The sequence below is a fragment of the Micromonospora sp. DT231 genome (assembly GCF_049847025.1).
GTDB lineage: Bacteria > Actinomycetota > Actinomycetes > Mycobacteriales > Micromonosporaceae > Micromonospora.
Genome location: NZ_JBNCNO010000001.1, coordinates 495677 through 516137, shown reverse-complemented (window position 1 = coordinate 516137; position 20461 = coordinate 495677). Strand labels below are relative to the sequence as shown.

The following is a 20461-nucleotide window of genomic DNA, read 5'->3' as shown; positions in this document are numbered from 1 at the left end:
AGCCTATGATCTTCATTACCGCCAAGTTCCGGGTCCTGGCCGAGCACGCCGACCGGTGGCCGCAGATCGCCGCCGAGTTCACCGAGGCGACGCGGGCCGAGCCGGGCTGCCTCTGGTTCGACTGGTCCCGCAGCCTGGACGACCCGACCGAGTACGTGCTTGTCGAGGCGTTCCGCGACGACCAGGCCGGCGCCGCCCACGTGCGGTCCGACCACTTCCGCGCGGCGCAGGAGACCCTGCCGCCGCACCTGGCCGAGACGCCGCGCATCGTCAACGCCACGGTGCCGCAGGAGGACTGGTCGTTGCTCGGCGAGATGGCCGTACCCGAGGGCCGCTGAACGTCGCTCGGGACGGGGCCCCGGCCCGCTGACCATCGTCGCGGTCCGGGGCCGCCGGCCGGCGCTGGCGTCTCCCGACCCGCTGCCTCAGCGGAGCCGGCGGGCGGTGAACCGGGCCGGCGGATCGGCGATCACGTCCTGGGCGGCGACAAGCTGGATCTCCCGGGTGCCGGCCGCGAGCGTCGCCTGGAGAATGGCGAAGACGGAGCCGATGGTGCGTTCGAGCGCGGTCGCCGGCGAGCCGGTCGTGCACAGGTGCGCGAGGTACAGCGCCGCGGTGACGTCGCCGCCGCCGTTCGGGTTGATGGGCAGCAGCGGGGTGGTCACCGCCCAGGCGCCCTCGTCCGAGACGGCCACCACCTCCAGCGAACCCGGCGGCAGGTCGCCGTGCAGCACGCTTGTCACAAGGACGTGGCGCGGCCCGGTCGCCCGCACCACGTCGACCGCGTCGAGCACCTCCGCCAGCGAGTTCGTCGCCCTGCCGGCGAGGAAGTCCAGCTCGAACTGGTTCGGGGTGATGATGTCCGCGCGGGGCACGACGGTGTCCCGCAGATACTCCGGGATGCCCGGCCGGACGAACATCCCCCGTCCGACGTCGCCCATCACCGGGTCGCAGCAGTACACCGCGGTCGGGTTTGCCGCTTTGACCTTCTCCACCGCGTCCAGGATCACCGCGCCCATGGCCGGGTCGCCCTGGTAGCCGGACAGCACCGCGTCGGCGCTGCCGAGGACCCCCCGGTCCTCGATGCCCGCGATCACCTCGGCCACGTCCGCAGCCGGCAGCATGGGCCCACGCCACGCGCCGTAGCCGGTGTGGTTGGAGAAGTGCACGGTCACGACCGGCCAGACCTCGTGCCCGAGCCGTTGCAGGGGGAAGGCCGCCGCCGAGTTGCCGACGTGACCGTAGGCGACCGACGACTGGATGGACAGGATCTTCACCGGCCCATCATCGCCGTCGCGGCCGGTGCCACGCGCACGGCCCGCCGAATCTGTCGGGTGGCCCACTCCCCGCCCACCCGGTGCCGGCACGACGGGCGGCCCGGACCTCGTCGTCCGGGCCGCCCGCGCGGTCGTACGGTCAGCCGCCGAGGCTCGCCGCGGCGGAGGCGATCGACGAGGCGAAGTAGCTCACCTGGGTGTAGACGCCCGGGTAGTTGGGTCGGGCGCAGCCGTTGCCCCAGCTGACGATGCCCACCTGGATCCAGGCGTTGCCGGCGTCGCGGCGGAACATCGGGCCGCCCGAGTCGCCCTGGCAGGTGTCCGTGCCGCCGCTGGCGTAGCCGGCGCAGATCTCCTGCGCGGGGATGAGGTCGCCGCCGTAGTTGGCGTTGCAGGTGGAGTCGCTGACGAACGGGACGGTCGCCTTGAGCAGGTACCGCTGCTGGCCGCCGCCCTCACGCGCGGCGCCCCAGCCGGCGATGGTGAAGGTGCCGCTGTCGTAGGCGGTCGTGTTGGCGATCGGCAGGGTGCCCAGCCCGTTCACCGGGGTGGCCAGCCGGATCAGCGCCCAGTCGCGGCCCGCGCCGTTGTAGCCGGGGGCACGGTAGACGTAGTTGGACCGGACGGTGATCCGGCTGGACGACTGGAGGTCCACCGCTCCGACGGTCGCGGTGATGCTGGTGTTGGTGCCGGTCGAGCCCACGCAGTGTGCCGCGGTGAGCACCAGCCGGGGGCTGTAGAGCGCCCCGCCGCAACCCATCGAGAGCCGCACCATGAACGGGAACTCACCCTGGGCGGCGCGGGTGCCACCGACGACGTTCGGCGTCATGGGGTTGTCGGCCGCCGCGGCCGGCGCGGTGAGAGTGAGGCTGGCCGCGGTCACCGCGGCCAACGCGGTGGCCAACAGGCCAGTGAGGGTACGCCAGCGAACCATGCATTCCTCCGCATCAGGATGGCACGCCTCGTGAGCGCACCCCATTCGAGATAGCGGTCATCATATTGAGAGATATGGATCTAACGGGCCATCCTCTCTGGGTCGTACCACCGGGGCTATGGATCTCGCCTCGGCGCACGGGCGTTGACGACAGGACCATCGCGGCTCTATAACGTTGTACAAGAAATGACGTATGTCGATGCGACCATGACCACCCGATGCCCCATCACCCACGCGCTTCGGGCCTGGCTGTACCGCCCGCGGCGACTCGCCCCTCGGAGACGGCATGACACGTCAGGTCCCCATCCGCCCCGCCCTGCCGCTGCTGCTCATCCTCGCCCTGGTCGTCGGCGTTCTCGCCGCGCCAACCCGGCCGGCGTACGCCGCACCGGCCAAGACACCGCCACTGACCACCCCCTGGACCAGCCAGGCCCTGGTCGGCACACCACTGCCCGAGTACCCGCGCCCGCAGATGACCCGGCCGGACTGGCTCAACCTCAACGGCGAGTGGCAGCTACGTCAGTCGGCCACCGACGACGCCCCGCAGTTCGGCGTCGGCCTGCCCGAGCGGGTCAACGTGCCCTTTCCGGTGGAGAGCGCCCTCTCCGGCATCCAGCGGGCCGCCAACGACAACCGCAACTACCTGTTCTACCGGCGTACCGTGACCATCCCGACCACCTGGTCGGGTCGGCGGACCCTGCTGCACTTCGGGGCCGTCGACTGGCAGAGCACCGTCTGGGTCAACGGCGTCCGGGTGGGCGCGCACACCGGCGGCTACGACGCCTTCACCTTCGACGTGACGCCCCAGCTCACCGCCGGCACGAACGAGATCGTCGTCAAGGTCTGGGACCCCACCGACACCCGACAGAACGGCAGCCTGCCGGCCCTCGGCAAGCAGACCAAGACGCCCGGCGGCATCTTCTACACCCCCAGCTCGGGCATCTGGCAGACGGTGTGGATGGAGCCGGTGCCCACCACCTCCATCGCCAGCGTCGACGTCCAGCCCAACCTCGCCACCAACACCCTGCGGGTCCGGGTCTTCGCCCGGGGCGACGTGAGCGGCCACAGCGTGCTCGCCGAGGCGCTGAACGGGAGCACAGTGGTCGGCTCGGCCAGCGGCGGCTTCAGCGAGTTCAGCGTCCCGGTGCCGAACGCCCGCCGCTGGTCACCCGACGACCCGTTCCTCTACAACCTCCGGGTGACCCTGCGCGGCGCCGGGGGCAGCGCGGTGGATCGGACCACGCACTACTTCGGCATGCGGGAGATCACCACCGGCCTGGTCAACGGGGTGTTGCGCCCCAAGCTCAACGGCCAGTTCGTGTTCCAGGTCGGCACCCTCGACCAGGGTTTCTGGCCGGACGGGCTCTACACCGCCCCGACCGACGCCGCGCTCGCCTTCGACCTGCGCAAGCACAAGGATCTCGGCTTCAACATGGTGCGCAAGCACATCAAGGTCGAACCGCAGCGCTGGTTCTACCACGCCGACCGCCTCGGCCTGCTTGTCTGGCAGGACATCCCGTCGCTGACCGCGCAGGACGTCGACCCGACCGACGCCCAGCAGGCACAGTTCGAGGCCGAGGCACGCGAGATCGTCGACGAGCACCGCAGCTCGCCCGCCGTCGTCGCGTACACGCCCTACAACGAGGGCTGGGGTGAGCGGTCCCTCACCGACACCCGGCGGGTCGCGCAGAACATCAAGAACCAGGACCCGACGCGGCTGGTCAACCCGCACAGCGGCCACAACTGCTGTCAGTCCCTCGGCGACCCCGGCAACGGCGACATCGACGACTGGCACGTCTACCTCGGGCCGGACTCCCCCGTGCCGTCGAGCAGCCGGATCGCCGTGCTCGGTGAGTTCGGTGGCCTGGGCCTGCACACCCCGGGCCACGAGTACAGCCCGAGCGGCGGCTTCTTCGCCTACGAGTGGCAGTCGACTTCGAGCGCCCTCACCGACCGGTACGTGGGGCTGGTGCAGGGCAGCCAGAACCTGATGCTCGGCAAGGGGCTCAGCGCGTCGATCTACACCGAGATCACCGATCTGGAGGGCGAGCTGAACGGGTTCCTCACCTACGACCGGCAGGTGATCAAGATGGATCAGGCGCGGGTGCGCGCCGCCAACACCGCCCTGATCAACGCCTCGAAGACCGTCGGCAGCTCGGCGCCGGTGGCCCTGCCGGTCGACACCCGGCGGTCGTTGCGGGTGACCACGCCCGGCTTCACCAACCGCTACCTGCGCCACCGGGACAGCCTGGCCTACACCGAGGTGGTCGACGCCGCGAGCTCCAGCCTGCTCAAGGCCGACGCCACGTACACCATCCGGGCCGGGCTGGCCGGCACCGGTTGCTATTCGTTCGAGTCGGTCAACTTCCCGGGGCAGTACCTGCGCCACCAGAACTCGCGGGTCCGCAACTCACCCGACGACGGCTCGGCGCTCCTGCGGGCCGACGCCACCTGGTGCGCGCGCGTCGGACTGACCGGCACGGGCGTGTCGTTGGAGTCGTACAACTTCCGGGGCAGGTACCTGCGGCACTACGACTCGGAGATCTGGCTCAGCAACGGCACCGGCGGCGACGCGTACAACACACCGACGTTGTGGGCCGCCGACAGCACCTGGGCCGTCGCCACCCCGTGGGCGCCCTGACCCCGCAGGCGACGACCACGTGACGTCGGCCCGTCGCGGGAGGCTCCGGCCTGGCGGAGAGCCTCCCGCGACGGGCCGGGCCGCTGGCGCGCGTCCCGGTCGGGCCACGACCGGGCACGGGCGTCACCTGGCGTACCGGCTGTCGTTTCTCCGGTCATGGGGACGGTGGCAAGGACCGAGGCGCAACTTGCATCCAGCCGACCTCAGCCGTCCATTGCAATACGCAATCAGGCCTGCAATAAATAGATGCTTGCCAATCTTGACTTGCGCATCCGCTCAGCGCACCGTGAAGAGTCAGAGGCAGTTGCGCGCCATTATCGGCCCGACTGACGTGGATCGCCGAATGGAGGCGCTGCCGGGTTTTCGCGCCGCGTTCACCAGGAGGCGTTCATGCGGTTGGATCCGTTCGTCGGAGTTTATCTCACCGATCCGGCAGGCATGTGGCGGCGAATTCTCGACGACCCCGGCGAGGTGCACTACGCCGAGGACCTGGACCTGTGGTTGATCAGCAGGCACGCCGACGTCCGACGTGCCCTCGCCGACGCCACGACGTTCACGAACGCCCTCACCCTCGCCCCGGTCTACCAGGTGTGCCCGGAGGCGATGAGCGTGCTCATGCAGCTCGACGCGCCACCCACCACGGCCGCCGCGGACCCGCCCGTGCATCCCCGCACCCGCCGGGCACTGCGGGCGACCTTCGCGAACACCACCGAGCGGGTCGAGGCCGAGTACGGCGCGATCGTCCGGCGGCGGGTCGAGCAGTTGGTCTCCCGGCTCGCCGCCCGCCAGGGCGAGCGGGTCGACCTCATCCCGGAACTCGCCACCGAACTTCCCCTGCTCGTGGTCCTGGACATCCTCGGGGTGCCCGACGTCGACGTCGCGCGGATCCGGAGCTGGGCGGACGGTCAGATCGCTCTGGTCTGGGGGCAACCGGACCCGGCCGAGCAGGTGCGCCTGGCGCAGGGCCTGCTGGACTTCTGGCGCTACTGCGAGGATCTGGTCCGCCGGCGCGTCGACGGTGGACACCCGGGCGACGACTTCATCGGCCGCGCCCTGGCCTACCGGGACGACGACGACGCGGTGCTGACCGTGCCCGAGGTGGCGAGCCTGGCCTTCAACCTCCTGGTCGCCGGCCACGAAACCACCGCCGGCCTGCTCGCGCACGCCCTCGACCAGGCGTTGTCCAGTCCCCGGCACTGGACGGACCTCGCCGCCGACCGTAGTGCTGTCCCCGCGTTCGTGGCCGAGACCCTGCGGTTCGCGCCCGCCATCGACGGCTGGCTGCGGGTGACCAGCCGCGACGTCACCCTGGGGACGGTGACGATTCCCGCCGGGGCGCGTTGCCTGCTGCTGATCGGGGCGGCAAACCGCGACCCCGCGGTTTTCGCCCACCCGGACCGGTTCGCGCCCGACCGGGCGGACGTGGGCAATCACCTGTCGTTCGGCCACGGCCCGCATTTCTGCATCGGCGCGGGATTGGCGCGACTGGAGGCCGAGATCGCCATCACCAGACTCACCGAAGCCATTCCCGGTCTCCGTCTGGCGACTGCGCAACAACGGTCGTACAAACCCAATGTCGCGTTTCGCGCCCACCACGCGCTGGTCGCGGTCATCGATATCAGGGCGCCCGCCGACGGTGCGGCGACGCGCGGTGCGGCGGCCACCGAAGCGGCTGCCGCCTGACCGTGAGCGTGTGCCAGCGGGCTCACCTGCGCCGGCCGAGCGCGGACCGGGGGCGCGGCTCACCTGGCCCGGCGCAGCTCGGCCCGCGCGGACACCTTTTCCGCATTGCCCGGCGATTCATGTCGGTGAACGTCTTCACACCCATCGCATCCTGGGTTAAGAATTGCCCTCTATGATTGTTCAGCTCATCGGCGAATCTCGATCTGGCGTCCGCTGCTGATTCCCCGTAGCCACGAAGGTGAGCGCATGGAGCACACGTCCCCGTCGAGCTCTGCTCCCTCCGTGGCCAGCGAACGGTTCCGCTGGGAACTGCGCAACTGCCGCGTTCGCCGGGGCCTGACCCAACGGGCCCTGGCGGATCTGGTGCGGTTCAGCCGGGAGACGGTGGCGGCGGTCGAGTCGGGTCGCCGGTTCGGCAGTCACGAGTTCGCGCTGCGCTGCGACGACGTACTCGGGACCGGCGGCCGGCTCGCGGCGTTGTGGCCACAGGTGGCCGCCGAGCAGTTGGCGGCCGACGGCCGCCGCGGACCCCGCGCCCCGGAGCCAGCCCGGCGGGATCAGCCGGTGCCGCGCCAGCGCGCCCGGCGCGACGCGCGCGACCCGGGCGCCGTGGTGGACGCGATCGACGAGCTGCGTGAACTGATCGGTCAGGTGCTCAACGGCCCACCGGACCAGGACGACGCGGAGCGGCGACACCCCCGGGCCGACCCGCTCGACGACCAGCGCTGACCACACCGTTCCCGATCGGTCTCGCGGCGTCACCGGGCGCTGACGATGGGTACAGATGCTGGTACGGGCAGTTTGTACCACGGCCAGGTCTGGTCTACGAGCGCGGCTTCCGGCCGAATGGGACTTGCATTCGGCAACGTGCGGATAGACCGTCATCGACGAGTCGTGGGAGTCAATCTTGGCGTCGAGCACCCGGTCCCACGCGGCCAGACCCTACCCGACGCGCCAACGCGGCTGGAAGATAGCCGGGCGGATGCGCCTCATCGTCGCGGCACCCCTCGTCGCCGTGATCGGCTTCGCCGGTCTCGCGCTGACCGAGAGCGCACGGCAGACCGTACGCGCCAGCGACCTGCGGATCCTGGCACAGGTCGGCGCGGAGGCCGGCGACCTGGCCTACCGGCTGCAACGCGAACGCATCGCCGCCGCCGACCTGCTCACCTACCCCACGCCGGAGCAGCAGGACACCTTTGGCGTGGAGCTGGCCGCCACCGACGACGCCGTCGCGCGCTACCGCGCACAGCGCGACCGGCTGCCGGCCGACGCCGGCACCAACCGCGCTCTCCTGAGCCGCATCGACGCGGCCCTGGACAGCCTCGCCCCGCTGCGCACCCAGGTACGCACCGCGGCGCACGCCTCGGTGTCGGCGATGACCTTCAGCTACCGGATCGCGATCGCCGACCTGATCAGCTTCCGGGAGAACATCTCGCACGGCGTGGTCAACACCGCGCTCGCCGACGGGATCCGCGCCTCGGCGGCCCTGTCGAAGACGGCCGAGGCCCTCGGTCAACAGCAGGTCGCCGTGCTGCGCGCGGTCGCGGGCGGCGAACTCACCCCCGCCATGCAACAGGACATCACCGCGGCCCGGACCAGCTACACCGAGTCGAGCCTGTCGTTCCTGGCCCTGGCCCCGCCCGAGTGGAGCGTCTGGTGGGAGCAGGCCGGCACCGGCAAGGAGGCGCTCACCCTGCAACGAATGCAGGACGAGGTGTCGCGGGCCCAGCCGGGGTCACGACTGCAACTGGAGACCGCCGGCTGGGTCTCCACCACCCAGGCGCGTGCCGCCCGCCTCGCCGACCTGCGCGCACGGGCCGACGCCGCGGTCGGCGACGACGTCCGGGCCGCGCACGCCGACCAGCGCCGCCGGGCCGTGGCCGAGGCCGTCGGCGTCCTGCTGGCGCTGCTCCTCACCGCGCTGGTGACCTGGGCCGTCGCCCGGCAGATCACCCGACGGTTGCGTCGCCTACGGGACGCGGCGAACGCCGTGGCCTTCGAACAGCTCCCCGCCGTGGTGGCCCAGCTCCAGCAACCGGGCAGCGCCGCCGTCGACCCGCACCGGCTGGCCCGCCAACAGGCCTCCGCCGCCCTCGAACCGTCCAGCGACGACGAGATCGGCGAGCTGGGTCAGGCGTTCAGCGCGGTGCACCAGGCCGCCGTGCGGACCGCCGCCGAGCAGGCCGTCATGCGCGCCAACACCGCCGACATCTTCATCCACCTGAGCCGCCGCGAACAGCGACTCGTCGACGCCGTGCTGGCCCAGGTCGACCTGGTCGAACGCGACGAGACCGATCCCGACCGGCTGCACCAGCTGTACACGTTGGACAACCTGGCCACCCGGATGGGACGGATCAACGCCAGCCTGCTCGTGCTCGGCGGCGTCGGTGTCGGCCGCGTACGCCAGCGCGACGTCCCCCTGCAACAGGTGCTGCAGGCGGCGCTGTCCCAGATCGAGCACTACGCGCGGATCCGGCTCGGCATGATCGACGGGGACGTCGCGGTGGCGGCGAAGACCGTCGACGAGGTCGTGCACCTGCTCGCCGAACTCATGGACAACGCCACGACGTACTCGCCGCCCGGCAGCGAGACCTGGGTGAGCGGTCGAAGCCTGGGCGACCGTGTCATCGTCCAGATCAGCGACGAGGGCATGGGGTTGTCCCCGCAGCGGATGCAGCAGCTCAACGACCTCCTGGCCCGCCCACCGGCGATCGACGTGGCGGCCGTACGGGCGATGGGACTCGTCGTCGTGGGCCAGCTCGCGGCCCGGCTGGGCGCGACCGTCCAACTGCGACGCGGCCCCCGACGCGGCACCCTCGCCGAGGCGACGCTGCCCGCGGCGATCATCCGGTCGCTGCCACCGGAGGAGTACCTGCTCGCGCCCGGCCGCCTCTCGCGGCGGGCGGCGCGCACGGCCAGCCCGCCGCCGCCGTACCAGCCGCGTCCCGAGCCCACCGCCGGACGTCCCCCGGCCGACCGGGTCCTGCCGGCGGCGCCGGTGTTCCGACCGACTCCCCCACCCCCGGACCGGGGTGACGCGCCCACCGAGGAGCTGCTCATCTTCGAAGAGGTCAACCACTGGTTCCAGACGGACGCCGCCGACGGCACCGACGACCGAGAGTGGTCCAGCCCCGCCGACGAGGCCTGGCACACCGCCGCCCAGGCGCACACCCCCGACGTCGCCACGACCACCACGGCCGGCCTGCCCAAACGGGAGCCGCAACGGCATCTCGTGCCCGGCGGCGTGAGCGTGCCCCACCAGCAACAGCGGTCCGAGTACCGCGACCCGGCCCAGGTGGCGACGGCGATGGCCGCGTACGCGCGGGGTGTGGCGAACCGCAGGCGCACCCCGATCAACCTCGGCAACACATGACGCGACAGGAGAGCACGTGAGCGACCAACAGGACCTCGGCTGGCTGCTGGACAGCTTCGCCGCGCGCGCGAGCGAGGTCAGCCATGCGATCGCCATCTCCAGCGACGGCCTGATGGTGGCGGCCACCCGTGACCTGCCCCCGGACCGGGCCGACCAGTTGGCCGCGACGGGCAGCGGACTGGTCAGCCTGCTGCGCGGGGCGGCGGCCTTCTTCGACGCCGGCGCGGTGATCTCCAACGTCACGCAGCTGGAGGGCGGGTTCATGTTCTCCATGGCCTTCAACGACGGCGCCTCGCTGCTGGTGCTCGCCGCGCCCGAGTGCGACGTGGGCAAGGTCTCCTACGAGATGACCGAGCTGGCCAACCGCATCGGGGACGCCCTGACCCCCGCGGCCCGGGCGGCACTCGCCCGCAGCCGCTGACCGCCCCGGCGCCCCCACGCCGGAGACCCTCTTCCTCTGGAGTTCAGACATGCCTCACCTCACCTCTGGGCGCAGCCATGCCCTCACCGCCACACTGCTCGCGGTCGTCCTGACCGCCAGCACGGCCTGCGGCGACGACGCGCCGGGCACGAGTGCCGGCGGCCCGATAAAGATCGGCCTGCTCGCGTCGCTGTCCGGGACGTACCAGGCGGTCGGCACGGAGATCCGCGACGGCTTCCAGCTCTACCTGGACACCCACGACGGCAAGCTCGGCGGTCGACAGGTCGACCTCGTCGTCGCCGACGAGGGCAACGGCGCCCAGACCGCGGTCCCGGCGGCGACCAAACTGCTCAAGCAGGACCGGGTGTCAGTGCTCACCGGCATCGTCGGCGGCGGCTCGGTCGCCGGGGTCACCCCGCTGCTCGACGAGACGAAGGTGCCGCTCGTCGGCTCCAACGGGCGACCGGAACTCAAGGACGTCTCCCGGGTCTGGCACACCTCATACCTCTCCGACGAGCCCGGGGAGGCGATCGCCCAACACGTCCGCGACAACGTGCAGGGCTCGGTGTACGCGATCGGCCCGGACTACCAGGGTGGCTGGGACGAGCTGCGGGGGTTCACCGACACGTTCGGCAAGATCGGCGGGAAACTCGCGAACACCGACGGCAAGACCACCTTCACCCCGTTTCCAACCACCACCAACTTCACCCCGTACTTCGCCCGCATCAAGGCCTCCGGCGCGGCGGCCGTCTACACCTTCTACGCCGGCAGCGCCGCCGTGGACTTCGTCAAGCAGTACGCGCAGTCCGAGATCAAGGACGTCCCGCTGTACGCGGCCGGGTTCCTCACCGAGGGCGGCGTGCTCAACGCGCAGGGCGACGCGGCCCGGGACATCTTCTCGGTGCTCAACTACTCACCTGACCTGGACAACGCGGAGAACCGCGCCTTCGTGGCGGCGTGGAAGGCCAAGCACGACGGGTCGCCGACGACCTACGCGCTCGCCTCGTACGACGCGGCGGCCGTCCTGGACCGGGCGGTCGGCGCCGCCGGGAGCAACCCGACTCCGGACGCCATCAACACGGCCATCGGCCAGCTCGGTCAGATCGCCAGCCCGCGTGGCACCTGGCAGTTCTCCACCACCACGCACTCCCCGGTGCAGAAGTGGTACCTGCGGCAGGTCCGCCAGGACGGCCGCGCGCTGTCCAACACCGTCGTGGGTGACCTCGCGACCGTCGGCCGGTGACCGCGGTGGCGGCCGGCCTGAACCGGATCGACCCGTACCTGATCCCGGCGCTGGACGGGGTCGCCTACGGGCTGCTCGTGTTCGTCGCCGCGTCGGGCCTGGTCTTCTGCTTCGGCGTCGCCAACATCCTCAACCTGGCGCACGGCCTGCTCTACGCGATCGGCGGCTACACCGCCGCGGCGGTGCTCGACGGTGGCTGGGCCAGCCTGGCGATGGCGCTGCTCGTCGGCGTGCTGGCCGCCGCCGCCGCCGGTGCGCTCCTGGCCGGCCTGCTCACACCTGTCGCCACCGGCAACCACCTCGGTCAGGCGCTGTTGACGTTCGGTGTGGCACTGGCCGGCGGCAGCCTGCTCGTCGCCGGCTTCGGGCCCGACGATCCGCAGGTCCGGGTGCCCGCCCTCCTGGAGGGGTCGGTGGTGGTCGCCGGGCACCGCTACGCCGCGTACCGGTTGGTCTTCATCGTCGTCGCGACGGTGCTCGCCGTCGCGCTCTACCTGGTGGTGCGGCGCACCAGAGCCGGGATGCTGGTCCGCGCGGCGGTCGACGACCCGGAAATGGTCGCCTGTCTGGGCGTGAGCCCCGCGCGGATCCGCACCGGTGTGCTCGCCGCTGCCGGCGCGCTGGCCGGTGCGGCCGGGGTCCTTGGCGCGCCGATCATCGGTCCCGGCACGGGCACCGCCGACACCGTCCTGTTGCTGTCCCTGGTGGTCGTCGTCCTCGGCGGTCTCGGGTCGATGGGGGGCACCCTGCTGGCGGCGCTCGCGATCGGCGAGATCCAGACGCTGGGCGTGGCGCTGCTGCCGTCCGCCGCGCCGTTCCTGTTGTTCGCCGCCATGGCGGCGGTGCTGGCCGTGCGGGCGCGGGGCCTGGCCGGCAGTTGGAGGGCGGCATGAGAGACGAGGTGGTTCGGCGGGTTCGGGGCGCCGTCGCGGCGCTCGTCCTGGCCGGCCTGGTCGTGGCGCCCTGGGTGGTCGACGACTACACCACGTCGATCCTCGCCCGGACGCTGGCGTTGGCCCTGGTCGGGGTGAGCGTGGCCCTGCTCACCGGCGTCGCCGGCATGCCCACCCTCGGGCAGACCGCGCCGTACGCGGCGGGCGCCTACGCGTGTGCCGTGGTCGGCAGCCGGGTCTCCGACGTCGGCGTCGTGCAGCTCGCCGTCGCGGCGGCCGCCGGGGCGGTGCTGGCCGCGCTGACCGTGCCCCTCGTCGTGCACGCCCGGGGAGTGATCGTCCTGATGATCACGTTGGCCATCGGTGAACTCGCCGTCACCGTCCTCGGCCGCTGGCGGTCGGTGACAGGTGGCACGGACGGGTTGGCCGGCATCGCCGCGGTCCGTCCGTTCTGGGGGCTCCCGCCGCTCGCCAGCGACCAGGCGCGCTACCTGTACGCCCTGGTCGTCGTGGCCACGCTCGTCGGCGCGGTGCTGGTGCTGCTGCGGACCCGGGCGGGGCTGCTGCTGCGTGCCGGCCGGGACGACGAGACGCGGCTGCGGGCCAGCGGTCACCGGGTGCCGCTCTACGTCTCCGGCGCACACGTCGCCGCCGGGGCGATCGCCGGCGCGGCCGGCTCGCTCCTGGTCGTCGCCCAGCAGTACATCTCCCCCGCCGACTTCGGTTTCGACACGTCCGCGCTGCTGCTGCTCGGTGTCGTCATCGGCGGCACCGCCTCGGTCGGTGGCGCCCTGGTGGGCGCGGCGCTCGTCATCGCCGTCCGGGACTGGTTGTTCGGGGTGCTGCCCGGCCACGCGCCGCTGGTGCTGGGGCTGCTGTTCGTGGCGACGGTCTACCTGCTGCCCGGCGGCGGCATCCGGGCCCGGGTCAGGCTGCGCCCGCCGGGCGTCCCGGCACCACAGCCGGACCCGTCCGTCGCCCAGGAGCAGGCCACCGTCGGGGAGCTGCGCCGATGACCGGCCTGCTCGACGCCCAGGAGGTCAGCGTGCGGTACGGCTCGCTCGCCGCGCTCGACGGCGTGGACCTGTGCATCCACGACGGTCAGCGGCACGCGCTGATCGGCCCGAACGGGGCCGGTAAGACAACACTGCTCAACGTCCTCGGTGGTGCCACGAAACCGCAGCGCGGCACCGTGCGGTTCGACGGACGGGACATCGGCCGGCTCGGTCCGGCGGCCCGGGCGCGGCGGGGCATCAACCGCATCCACCAACGACCCGCGGTCTTCGCGACCCTCACCGCGACGGAGAACGTGGTGGTGGCCGCGCTGCCACGGGTCATCCCACGCCGCCGGTGGTGGCCGGGCGGAGGCCGACGCGCCGCACAGCACCTGGCCGGCCCACTGCTGAACCAGATGGGGCTCGCGGATGTCGCGGCGGTGCCCGCCGGGCACCTCGCCCACGGGCAACGACGCCAGTTGGAGATCGCCATGGCCCTTGCCGGTCGCCCCCGCCTGCTGCTGCTCGACGAACCGGCGGCCGGGCTGTCCGCCGTCGAGGTCGGCCGGCTCGTCGAGCTGCTCCGGGCACTGCCCCGGGCCGTCGCGGTGTTACTTGTCGAACATCGACTGGACCTGGTGTACGCCCTGTCCGACACGGTGACCGTGCTGCGCGACGGCCGGACGTTGGCCGCCGGGACGCCTGACGAGATCCGCTCCTCGCCGCTGGTGCGGCAGGCCTACGCCGACGGGGTGGCCTGATGTTGTCGGTCGATCGCCTCTGCGCCGGCTACGCCGGAGGGATGGTGCTGCACGAGGTCAGCCTGCGGGTGCGTCCCGGCAGCATCCAGGCCGTGGTGGGTCGCAACGGGGCGGGCAAGAGCACGCTCGTGCACACGATCGCCGGGCTGGTGCGGGCCTCCAGTGGTCGCATCGAGATCGGCGGTGTGCACGTGGCCGGCCGACAACCACACCGCGTCGCCCAGTCCGGCGTCGGACTCGTCCCGCAGGGCCGACGGGTGTTCTCCCGACTGACCGTGGCCGAGCACCTGCACCTGGCGGCCGCACCGTGGCGGGCCGCCGCCCCCGGTGGCGAGGGCTGGACGGTGGCCCGCACCCTCGACCTGCTGCCCCGGTTGGCGGCACGGCTGCGACACCGTGGCGGCGAACTCTCCGGCGGCGAGCAGCAGATGTTGGCGATCGCCCGCGCCCTCCTCGGCCAACCACGGGTCCTGCTGCTCGACGAACCGTGTGAGGGCCTCTCGCCCGATCTGGCGGCGCGGGTCCGTGAACTCGTCAACGGTCTCGCCGCCGACGGCCTGACCGTGCTGCTCGTGGAGCAGCAACTCCAGCACGCGATCGAGATCGCGGACCGGGTGGCGGTGCTGGAGTACGGCCGGGTGGTCTACGACCGACCGACGGCCGAGGCCCGCGTCGATCCGGCACCACTCGCGGCGATGTTGAGCGTCACCGCCGCTCCGCCACCCCCACCCAACCGGGCGGCCCCTCGGCTCTGGGCCGACACCCCGTAGTCACCCTTCTCGGAGAGGTAGACACCCATGACAACCGCTACGAGCGATGGCGCGTACACGTTCGACAACGGCGCACCCGACGCCGTCGCCCAGATGCACGCGCTGGAGTCCTTCCTGGATCCGATCACGACGCGTCGCCTGGCCCGCCCGGTGCTGCGACCCGGCGCGACCTGCTGGGAGGTCGGGGCGGGCGGCGGCTCGATGGCCCGGCGGATCGCCCGCGCGACCGGCGGCCAGGGCCGCGTGCTGGCCACCGACATCGACCCCACGCACCTCAGCGCGGAGGGCAACCTGCGCGTACGCCGGCACGACGTGCGGACCGAACCGCCACCCGGGGACGCGTTCGACCTGATCCACGCCCGGCTGGTGTTGCTGCACCTCCCCGATCGACGGCGAGTCCTCCGGACGCTCACCGGCGCACTGGCTCCCGGCGGGTGGCTGGTGGTCGAGGAGTTCGACTGCACCGCGCTGCCGCGGGTGCTGACCGCGCCGACCGACGACGCCGCGAAGCTCTTCGCGCAGGTCATGGATGCCATGATGGGTGTCCTGGAGGACCACGGGGCCGACCTGGGCTGGGCGCAGGACGTGCACACCGAGATAGCCCTCGCCGGCCTCACCGAGCTGGACACCATCACCCACTCGCAGAGCTGGGCCGGTGGATCGACCGGGACGTCGCTCTACGAGACGAACTCCCGCCAGTTGGAGCCCGACCTGCTCGCCGCCGGACTGGCGCCCCAACAACTGCACGCCTTCCGCCGGCTGGTCCGCGATCCCGGGTTCGCCGTCATGTCGTACCACTTCGTCTCCACGCGGGGCCGTCTGCCGAGCTGAGCAGGTGGACCACCGCGCGGAGAGCGGTCGCGCCGTTCGTACCGCTCCCGCCGCAGCACGCCCCCCGCTGCGTTCCGGACCGCGCTACGACGGCGTCGACCCCCACCGGCCGGGCTCCCTCCCCAGGAGCCCGGCCGGTCCGCGCGTAGGCCAGTCCGGCTCAGCGGGGAATGGTTTCCTGGCCGGCCAGGACAATCAGATCCTCGGGGCAGACCGACAGCGGCGCGGTCGCTCCGTCTAGCCAGACGAGATAGCCCACCGGCGGACCAGATGATCCCCACCTGGCACCGATGATCGTGCCGGAGCGCGCGTCGTTCGGCTGGGTGAGCAGGCGCACCCGGGTGCCTGACGCATGTCCGTCGTCGGCGACGATGAGCAGCGCGTCGAGGGTCTGGCGGGCACCGACGACCGGCAACCCTTCCACGTACGGCTCACCCGCGTACCCCAGGTGTGGCGTCATCATCGTGTGCAGGAGCGCGGCTTGCCGGATCGCCTCCTGGCGTACCTGCCCGTCCGCGCTGTGTCCGGCGATGTCCAGCGCCTTCTGGATGCTCGACCAGAGCCCCAGCGGCTCCTGGTCGAGTAGTCGGCGGGCCTCGCGGTCGACTTCGGCGCAGGCCGTGTCGAGCGCGGTGTCCTCGCCCAGCTCCGCGATCCAGGCGAGATCCCCCACCACGGGCAGCAGCCCTGGCGATTCTGTCGCGACCACGATGTACAGCATCGCGAGCAGTTCCTGCCGGCCCTCGCCGTGGTAGAGCACACCTACCCCGGTTCCGGTACCCCCACGGCTGGGCGGGAAGCGCTCGGCGAGGTGTTCGGCGCGGCCACGGGGCAGGGCCGCTGCCCGCCTCGTGTCTGAGACCCGCTCCTCGAACGACCGCCGCTCACGGCGTTCGACGAGCAGTTGGCGATGCGGGTCGAACCCGATCGGATAGATCGTCCGCCCGTACCTGGCGAGGGTTTCGCCGGGTCGCAGACCCACCGACTCAAGGTGGCGGGCAGCCACCGAGTAGGCGACACCGGTCTGGGCGGCGTGCTCGCGGATGGCGCGCTTGCGGGCACGTCCCGGGGCTGAGGTTCGGCGGGGGGTGGAATCAGACATGACGCCTCCGGTGCAGCCCCACGCACTCCACCGAACAGGCGGCGTGACCGGCACGCCGGGAGTCGACACAACGGCGCGGAGTCGGAGACTCTTGGCCCCGGGCATGCGGTCAGGCGTGGGCCACCGCATCGGGCACTGGCAGGCGCTCTGCCGCCGCCAGCATATCGCGACTTCGACAATCGGTGCGGCCGTGCGAGCGCCGGCCGGTCCGTACGGCGGGCGTCGAGTCCGTAACGTGGGCCGGCCGACGCCGAGCGGTCACCTCGGGACGCGGAAGCGCAGGTGTGTGACGTGTGGTGATTCGATCACCGCGGTCCGTTCGAGTGCGATGGGGGCGGTGCCGAAGTCGTCGAACAGGCGCGTGCCGGCACCGAGGATCACCGGCACGAGTTGGACGTGGATCTCGTCCACCAGCCCGGCCTTGACGAACTCTCGACATGTGGTGGGTCCACCCATGATGAGGACGTTCCGGTCGCCCGCTGCCTGTCGCGCCTGGCGCAGCGCGCTGTGGAGCCCGTCGTCGACGAATGTGAAGACGTCGCTCCTCATCCGCAACGGGTCGCGTGACTCGCGGGTGACCACGAAGCACGGCACCGGAAACGGAGTGTCCTGCCACAGGTCCACGCCGACATCGAACGTCCGTTTGCCGATCACCACGGCACCGGTCGTGTCATGACGCTCTCGTACCTGCGCGGCGTCGACCCCGACCGGGGTGACGCCGTCGGCGGCCACAGCGCGATCCCCGTCAGCCTGGAACAGCCATTCGTGCAGCCGCTCGCCGCCTCTGCCCATCGGTTGTTCACGGGTGACGTCAGGGCCGGCGGCGAAGCCGTCCAACGACACGCTCATGCTCAACACCGTGCGGCCCATCGGCCCTCCCTTACCCGTAGACAACCGCCCGACGGAGCGACACGCTCAGTCCTGCCAGCGGTAGAGGTCGCGCAGCAGGGAGATCTCGGCACCGTGGTGGATCAGCTCCCTGTTGACGTGCAGGACGATGCCCTCCAGGGGAAACCGTTCGGGACCCACGGTGGGCGGATTCTCCAGGTCGACGTCCGAGAGCTCGCGGACCCCCGCGTCCCACCTGCCGTACATCTCGTCGAGCTGTTTCAGCGCCTCGTCGGCGGTCCCCGCGTAGGCAAGCGAGTCGGCCTCCTGGCCGCCGAAGTGCCATTCGACCCGATAGGCCAGGCAGGAGACGATGATGTGCGCCAGCCGCCAGGCAATCGTGGTCACCGGCGCGGGCACCGGGTCAGGGGAGGCGGAGTCCATCGTCCACTCCCCCGAACCTGCCGACATCGGTGCGGCCGACGTGCCACGTGGACGGATGCTCCAGCAGCCACGAACCGGCTCCCAGAAGTACTCCTCATCGGTTAGACCGTCCAGCCGGGGCCGCAGGTTCTTCTGCCAGTGCCGGTCCAGCTGGTCCGCGATTCGCTCGCTTCTCGTCACGTCCGCAACCTACACATGACGACAGCCGGACGACGACCCCTCGCGAACGCGACGGCCGTGGGCCGTGGGCGCGTACCGGGGTCTGACCTGGTCCTGTGTACGCGCGACGTGATCGACTCGGTTCTGCTGGGATCGGGGTGTCGTGGGCGTGTGGATACGGCGATCTCGCGACAGTCGAGTCGATCACCGCGCGGGGGCCGCGGACCCGCCCGCTGCCCGTGTCAGCCGGTGTCGGCGGCGTGTCGGGGCGGTGTCAGCAGAGCCGTGCAGGCTGTCCGCATGACAGCTGACCTGGTGATCGAGGCCGAGGGCCTCGTGAAGACATTTGGAAAGACGAGGGCGCTGCAGGGCGTGGACCTCGCGGTTCCCCGCGGGACGGTGCTCGGGGTGCTCGGCCCCAACGGCGCCGGCAAGACCACCGCCGTCCGCATCCTCTCCACCCTGCTCGCCCCGGACGGCGGAACCGCCCGGATCGGCGGTTTCGACGTGGTCCGGGACGCCGAGCGCGTTCGGCAGAGTATCGGCCTCACCGGCCAGTACGCCTCGGTCGACGAGGACCTGACCGGGCGGCAGAACCTGGAGCTGTTCGGCACCCTGCTGGAGTTGGGGCGTACGGGCGCACGGAAGCGGGCCGCCGAGCTGCTCGACTGGTTCGACCTGACCGACGCCGCGAACCGGCCGGCCAAGACCTACTCCGGCGGCATGCGGCGCCGGCTGGACCTGGCCGCCAGCCTCGTCGGTTCCCCCGACGTGATCTTCCTGGACGAGCCGACGACAGGCCTCGACCCGGCCAAGCGCGAGGACATGTGGGACGTGGTCCGCTCGCTTGTCGGCAACGGCTCGACGGTGCTGCTCACCACGCAGTACCTGGAGGAGGCCGACGCGCTCGCCGACGCGATCACGGTGATCGACCACGGCCGGGTGATCGCGCACGACACCCCCGAAGGGCTCAAGCGGGTCGTCGGCGGGCAGACCCTGGAGGTCCGTCCGGCCGACGTGGCGCAACTGCCCCGGACCGCCGCGATCCTGACCGAGGTCGGCTCCGGCGCGCCCGCCGACGAGATCCGCAAGGGCGTGCTCGCGGTGCCGGTCACCGACGACGCGGCCCTGACCGAGAGCGTGGCGCGGTTCGCCTCCGCCGGCATCGCGGTCACCGAACTCTCCCTGCACCTGCCGAGCCTCGACGAGGTGTTCTTCACCCTCACCGGGCGTACGGCAGCAGAAGACGACACCACCCGCCCCACGGAGGTCGCGGCATGAGCACTCTGATCGACGCACCACCCACCAGGAATCGGGCGCTCTCGACGACCGCCCCGAGCCCACGACCGTTCCGGCTGGTCCGGCACTCGTTGGCGCTGGCCAAGCGCAGTCTCATCAAGACCTGGCGTACGCCCGAGGCGCTCATCGACGTGACCCTGCAGCCGGTGCTGTTCCTCATCATCTTCGTGTACGTCTTCGGCGGCGCGGTCGCCGGATCGACCCACGACTACCTGCAGTTCCTGCTGCCCGGCATCCTGGCGCAGACCATCGCCACCGGCGCCATCGCGATCGGCGTCAACCTGAACACCGACATCGCCAAGGGCATCTTCGACAGGTTCCGGTCGTTGCCGATCCCCCGCTCCGCACCACTTGTCGGCGCGGTTCTCGGCGATGTCGTCCGGTACGTGATCGTCACGGTGTCGACCCTCGCGATCGGCTACGTGATGGGCTTCCGGATCGAGACCGACCCGTTCCGGGCGGTCGCCGGGTGTCTGCTCGCGGTGTTGTTCGCGCTCTGCCTGAGCTGGCTGCCGGTGCTCGTGTCGATGAAGGTGCGGACCGCCGGTGCCGTGCAGGGTGTGATGTTCGCGCTGATCATGCCGCTGAGCTTCGCGTCGAACGTGTTCGTCGGCGCCGACACGTTGCCCGGCTGGATGCAGGCGTTCGTGGACGTCAACCCGATGACCCACCTGGTGGCGTCGGTGCGCGGCCTGTTCCTCGGCGCCCCGCTCGGCAACCACGTGTGGTGGACGCTGGCCTGGTGCGCCGGCTTCGTGGTGCTGTTCATGCCGCTGGCGCTGCGCGCGTACCGCAAGAAGATCTGAC

The 20461-nt window shown here is 71.6% G+C and carries 19 protein-coding genes; 14 read left to right on the top strand and 5 right to left on the bottom strand.

The features are described 5' to 3' along the window. The first annotated feature begins 5 nt into the window (after positions 1-5). Positions 6-338, top strand: coding sequence for a putative quinol monooxygenase (locus ACPXBU_RS02145; RefSeq protein ID WP_393368664.1), 333 nt, complete (start codon positions 6-8; stop codon positions 336-338). A gap of 87 nt (positions 339-425) precedes the next feature. Here the strand turns inward: ACPXBU_RS02145 and pdxY are convergent, their stop codons facing one another. Then, positions 426-1277 carry a pyridoxal kinase PdxY gene (pdxY, locus tag ACPXBU_RS02140; RefSeq protein ID WP_425755986.1) on the bottom strand — a complete coding sequence of 284 codons (852 nt, stop codon included), beginning with the start codon at positions 1275-1277 and terminating at the stop codon, positions 426-428. Positions 1278-1416: 139 nt separating this feature from the next. Further along, positions 1417-2211: a S1 family peptidase gene (locus tag ACPXBU_RS02135; RefSeq protein ID WP_425755984.1), complete on the bottom strand. Its 795-nt coding sequence runs from the start codon at positions 2209-2211 to the stop codon at positions 1417-1419. Positions 2212-2497: 286 nt separating this feature from the next. Here ACPXBU_RS02135 and ACPXBU_RS02130 point away from each other — a divergent pair, with 286 nt between their 5' ends. From ACPXBU_RS02130 to ACPXBU_RS02080, 11 genes are all read left to right on the top strand, one after another. Continuing rightward, entirely contained in the window at positions 2498-4852 is a 2355-nt protein-coding gene (locus ACPXBU_RS02130; RefSeq protein ID WP_425755982.1) for an AbfB domain-containing protein, read from the top strand. Between the two features lie 390 nt (positions 4853-5242). Continuing rightward, positions 5243-6535 carry a cytochrome P450 gene (locus ACPXBU_RS02125; RefSeq protein ID WP_425755980.1) on the top strand — a complete coding sequence of 431 codons (1293 nt, stop codon included), beginning with the start codon at positions 5243-5245 and terminating at the stop codon, positions 6533-6535. Positions 6536-6781: 246 nt separating this feature from the next. Then, on the top strand, positions 6782-7264 hold the full coding sequence (locus ACPXBU_RS02120; RefSeq protein ID WP_393368649.1) for a helix-turn-helix transcriptional regulator: 483 nt from the start codon (positions 6782-6784) through the stop codon (positions 7262-7264). Between the two features lie 253 nt (positions 7265-7517). Beyond that, positions 7518-9908 carry a sensor histidine kinase gene (locus tag ACPXBU_RS02115; protein ID WP_393368647.1) on the top strand — a complete coding sequence of 797 codons (2391 nt, stop codon included), beginning with the start codon at positions 7518-7520 and terminating at the stop codon, positions 9906-9908. A gap of 16 nt (positions 9909-9924) precedes the next feature. Next, complete coding sequence (locus ACPXBU_RS02110; protein ID WP_184185936.1) at positions 9925-10329, top strand: roadblock/LC7 domain-containing protein; 405 nt, start codon at positions 9925-9927, stop codon at positions 10327-10329. A gap of 49 nt (positions 10330-10378) precedes the next feature. Further along, positions 10379-11572: an ABC transporter substrate-binding protein gene (locus tag ACPXBU_RS02105; RefSeq protein ID WP_425755977.1), complete on the top strand. Its 1194-nt coding sequence runs from the start codon at positions 10379-10381 to the stop codon at positions 11570-11572. After that, positions 11569-12465: a branched-chain amino acid ABC transporter permease gene (locus ACPXBU_RS02100; protein ID WP_425755975.1), complete on the top strand. Its 897-nt coding sequence runs from the start codon at positions 11569-11571 to the stop codon at positions 12463-12465. Before ACPXBU_RS02105 ends, ACPXBU_RS02100 begins: the two co-directional genes overlap by 4 nt. Then, positions 12462-13481 (top strand): branched-chain amino acid ABC transporter permease, encoded by a 1020-nt coding sequence (locus tag ACPXBU_RS02095; protein ID WP_425755973.1) that lies wholly within the window; start codon positions 12462-12464, stop codon positions 13479-13481. The genes ACPXBU_RS02100 and ACPXBU_RS02095 overlap by 4 nt, the downstream gene beginning before the upstream one ends. Further along, positions 13478-14221 (top strand): ABC transporter ATP-binding protein, encoded by a 744-nt coding sequence (locus tag ACPXBU_RS02090; RefSeq protein WP_393368636.1) that lies wholly within the window; start codon positions 13478-13480, stop codon positions 14219-14221. The genes ACPXBU_RS02095 and ACPXBU_RS02090 overlap by 4 nt, the downstream gene beginning before the upstream one ends. Beyond that, positions 14221-14991: an ABC transporter ATP-binding protein gene (locus ACPXBU_RS02085; RefSeq protein WP_425755971.1), complete on the top strand. Its 771-nt coding sequence runs from the start codon at positions 14221-14223 to the stop codon at positions 14989-14991. The genes ACPXBU_RS02090 and ACPXBU_RS02085 overlap by 1 nt, the downstream gene beginning before the upstream one ends. A 27-nt stretch (positions 14992-15018) precedes the next feature. Beyond that, on the top strand, positions 15019-15822 hold the full coding sequence (locus ACPXBU_RS02080) for a methyltransferase (protein WP_425755969.1): 804 nt from the start codon (positions 15019-15021) through the stop codon (positions 15820-15822). A 160-nt stretch (positions 15823-15982) separates the two neighbouring features. Here ACPXBU_RS02080 and ACPXBU_RS02075 read toward each other — a convergent pair whose 3' ends face one another. From ACPXBU_RS02075 to ACPXBU_RS02065, 3 genes are all read right to left on the bottom strand, one after another. Then, positions 15983-16924, bottom strand: a complete 942-nt coding sequence (locus ACPXBU_RS02075) for a hypothetical protein (RefSeq protein WP_425755967.1) — start codon at positions 16922-16924, stop codon at positions 15983-15985. A gap of 258 nt (positions 16925-17182) precedes the next feature. Next, positions 17183-17794, bottom strand: a complete 612-nt coding sequence (locus ACPXBU_RS02070; RefSeq protein WP_425755965.1) for a dihydrofolate reductase family protein — start codon at positions 17792-17794, stop codon at positions 17183-17185. Positions 17795-17839: 45 nt separating this feature from the next. Then, positions 17840-18376, bottom strand: a complete 537-nt coding sequence (locus ACPXBU_RS02065; RefSeq protein WP_425755963.1) for a DinB family protein — start codon at positions 18374-18376, stop codon at positions 17840-17842. 279 nt (positions 18377-18655) lie between these two features. On the opposite strand from ACPXBU_RS02065, the gene ACPXBU_RS02060 reads away from it, so the two are divergent. Beyond that, positions 18656-19636 (top strand): ATP-binding cassette domain-containing protein, encoded by a 981-nt coding sequence (locus ACPXBU_RS02060; RefSeq protein WP_393368620.1) that lies wholly within the window; start codon positions 18656-18658, stop codon positions 19634-19636. Beyond that, the gene (locus tag ACPXBU_RS02055) at positions 19633-20460 is read left to right on the top strand and encodes an ABC transporter permease (protein ID WP_393368617.1); all 828 of its coding nucleotides are present in this window, start codon (positions 19633-19635) and stop codon (positions 20458-20460) included. Before ACPXBU_RS02060 ends, ACPXBU_RS02055 begins: the two co-directional genes overlap by 4 nt. Position 20461 lies beyond the last annotated feature (1 nt).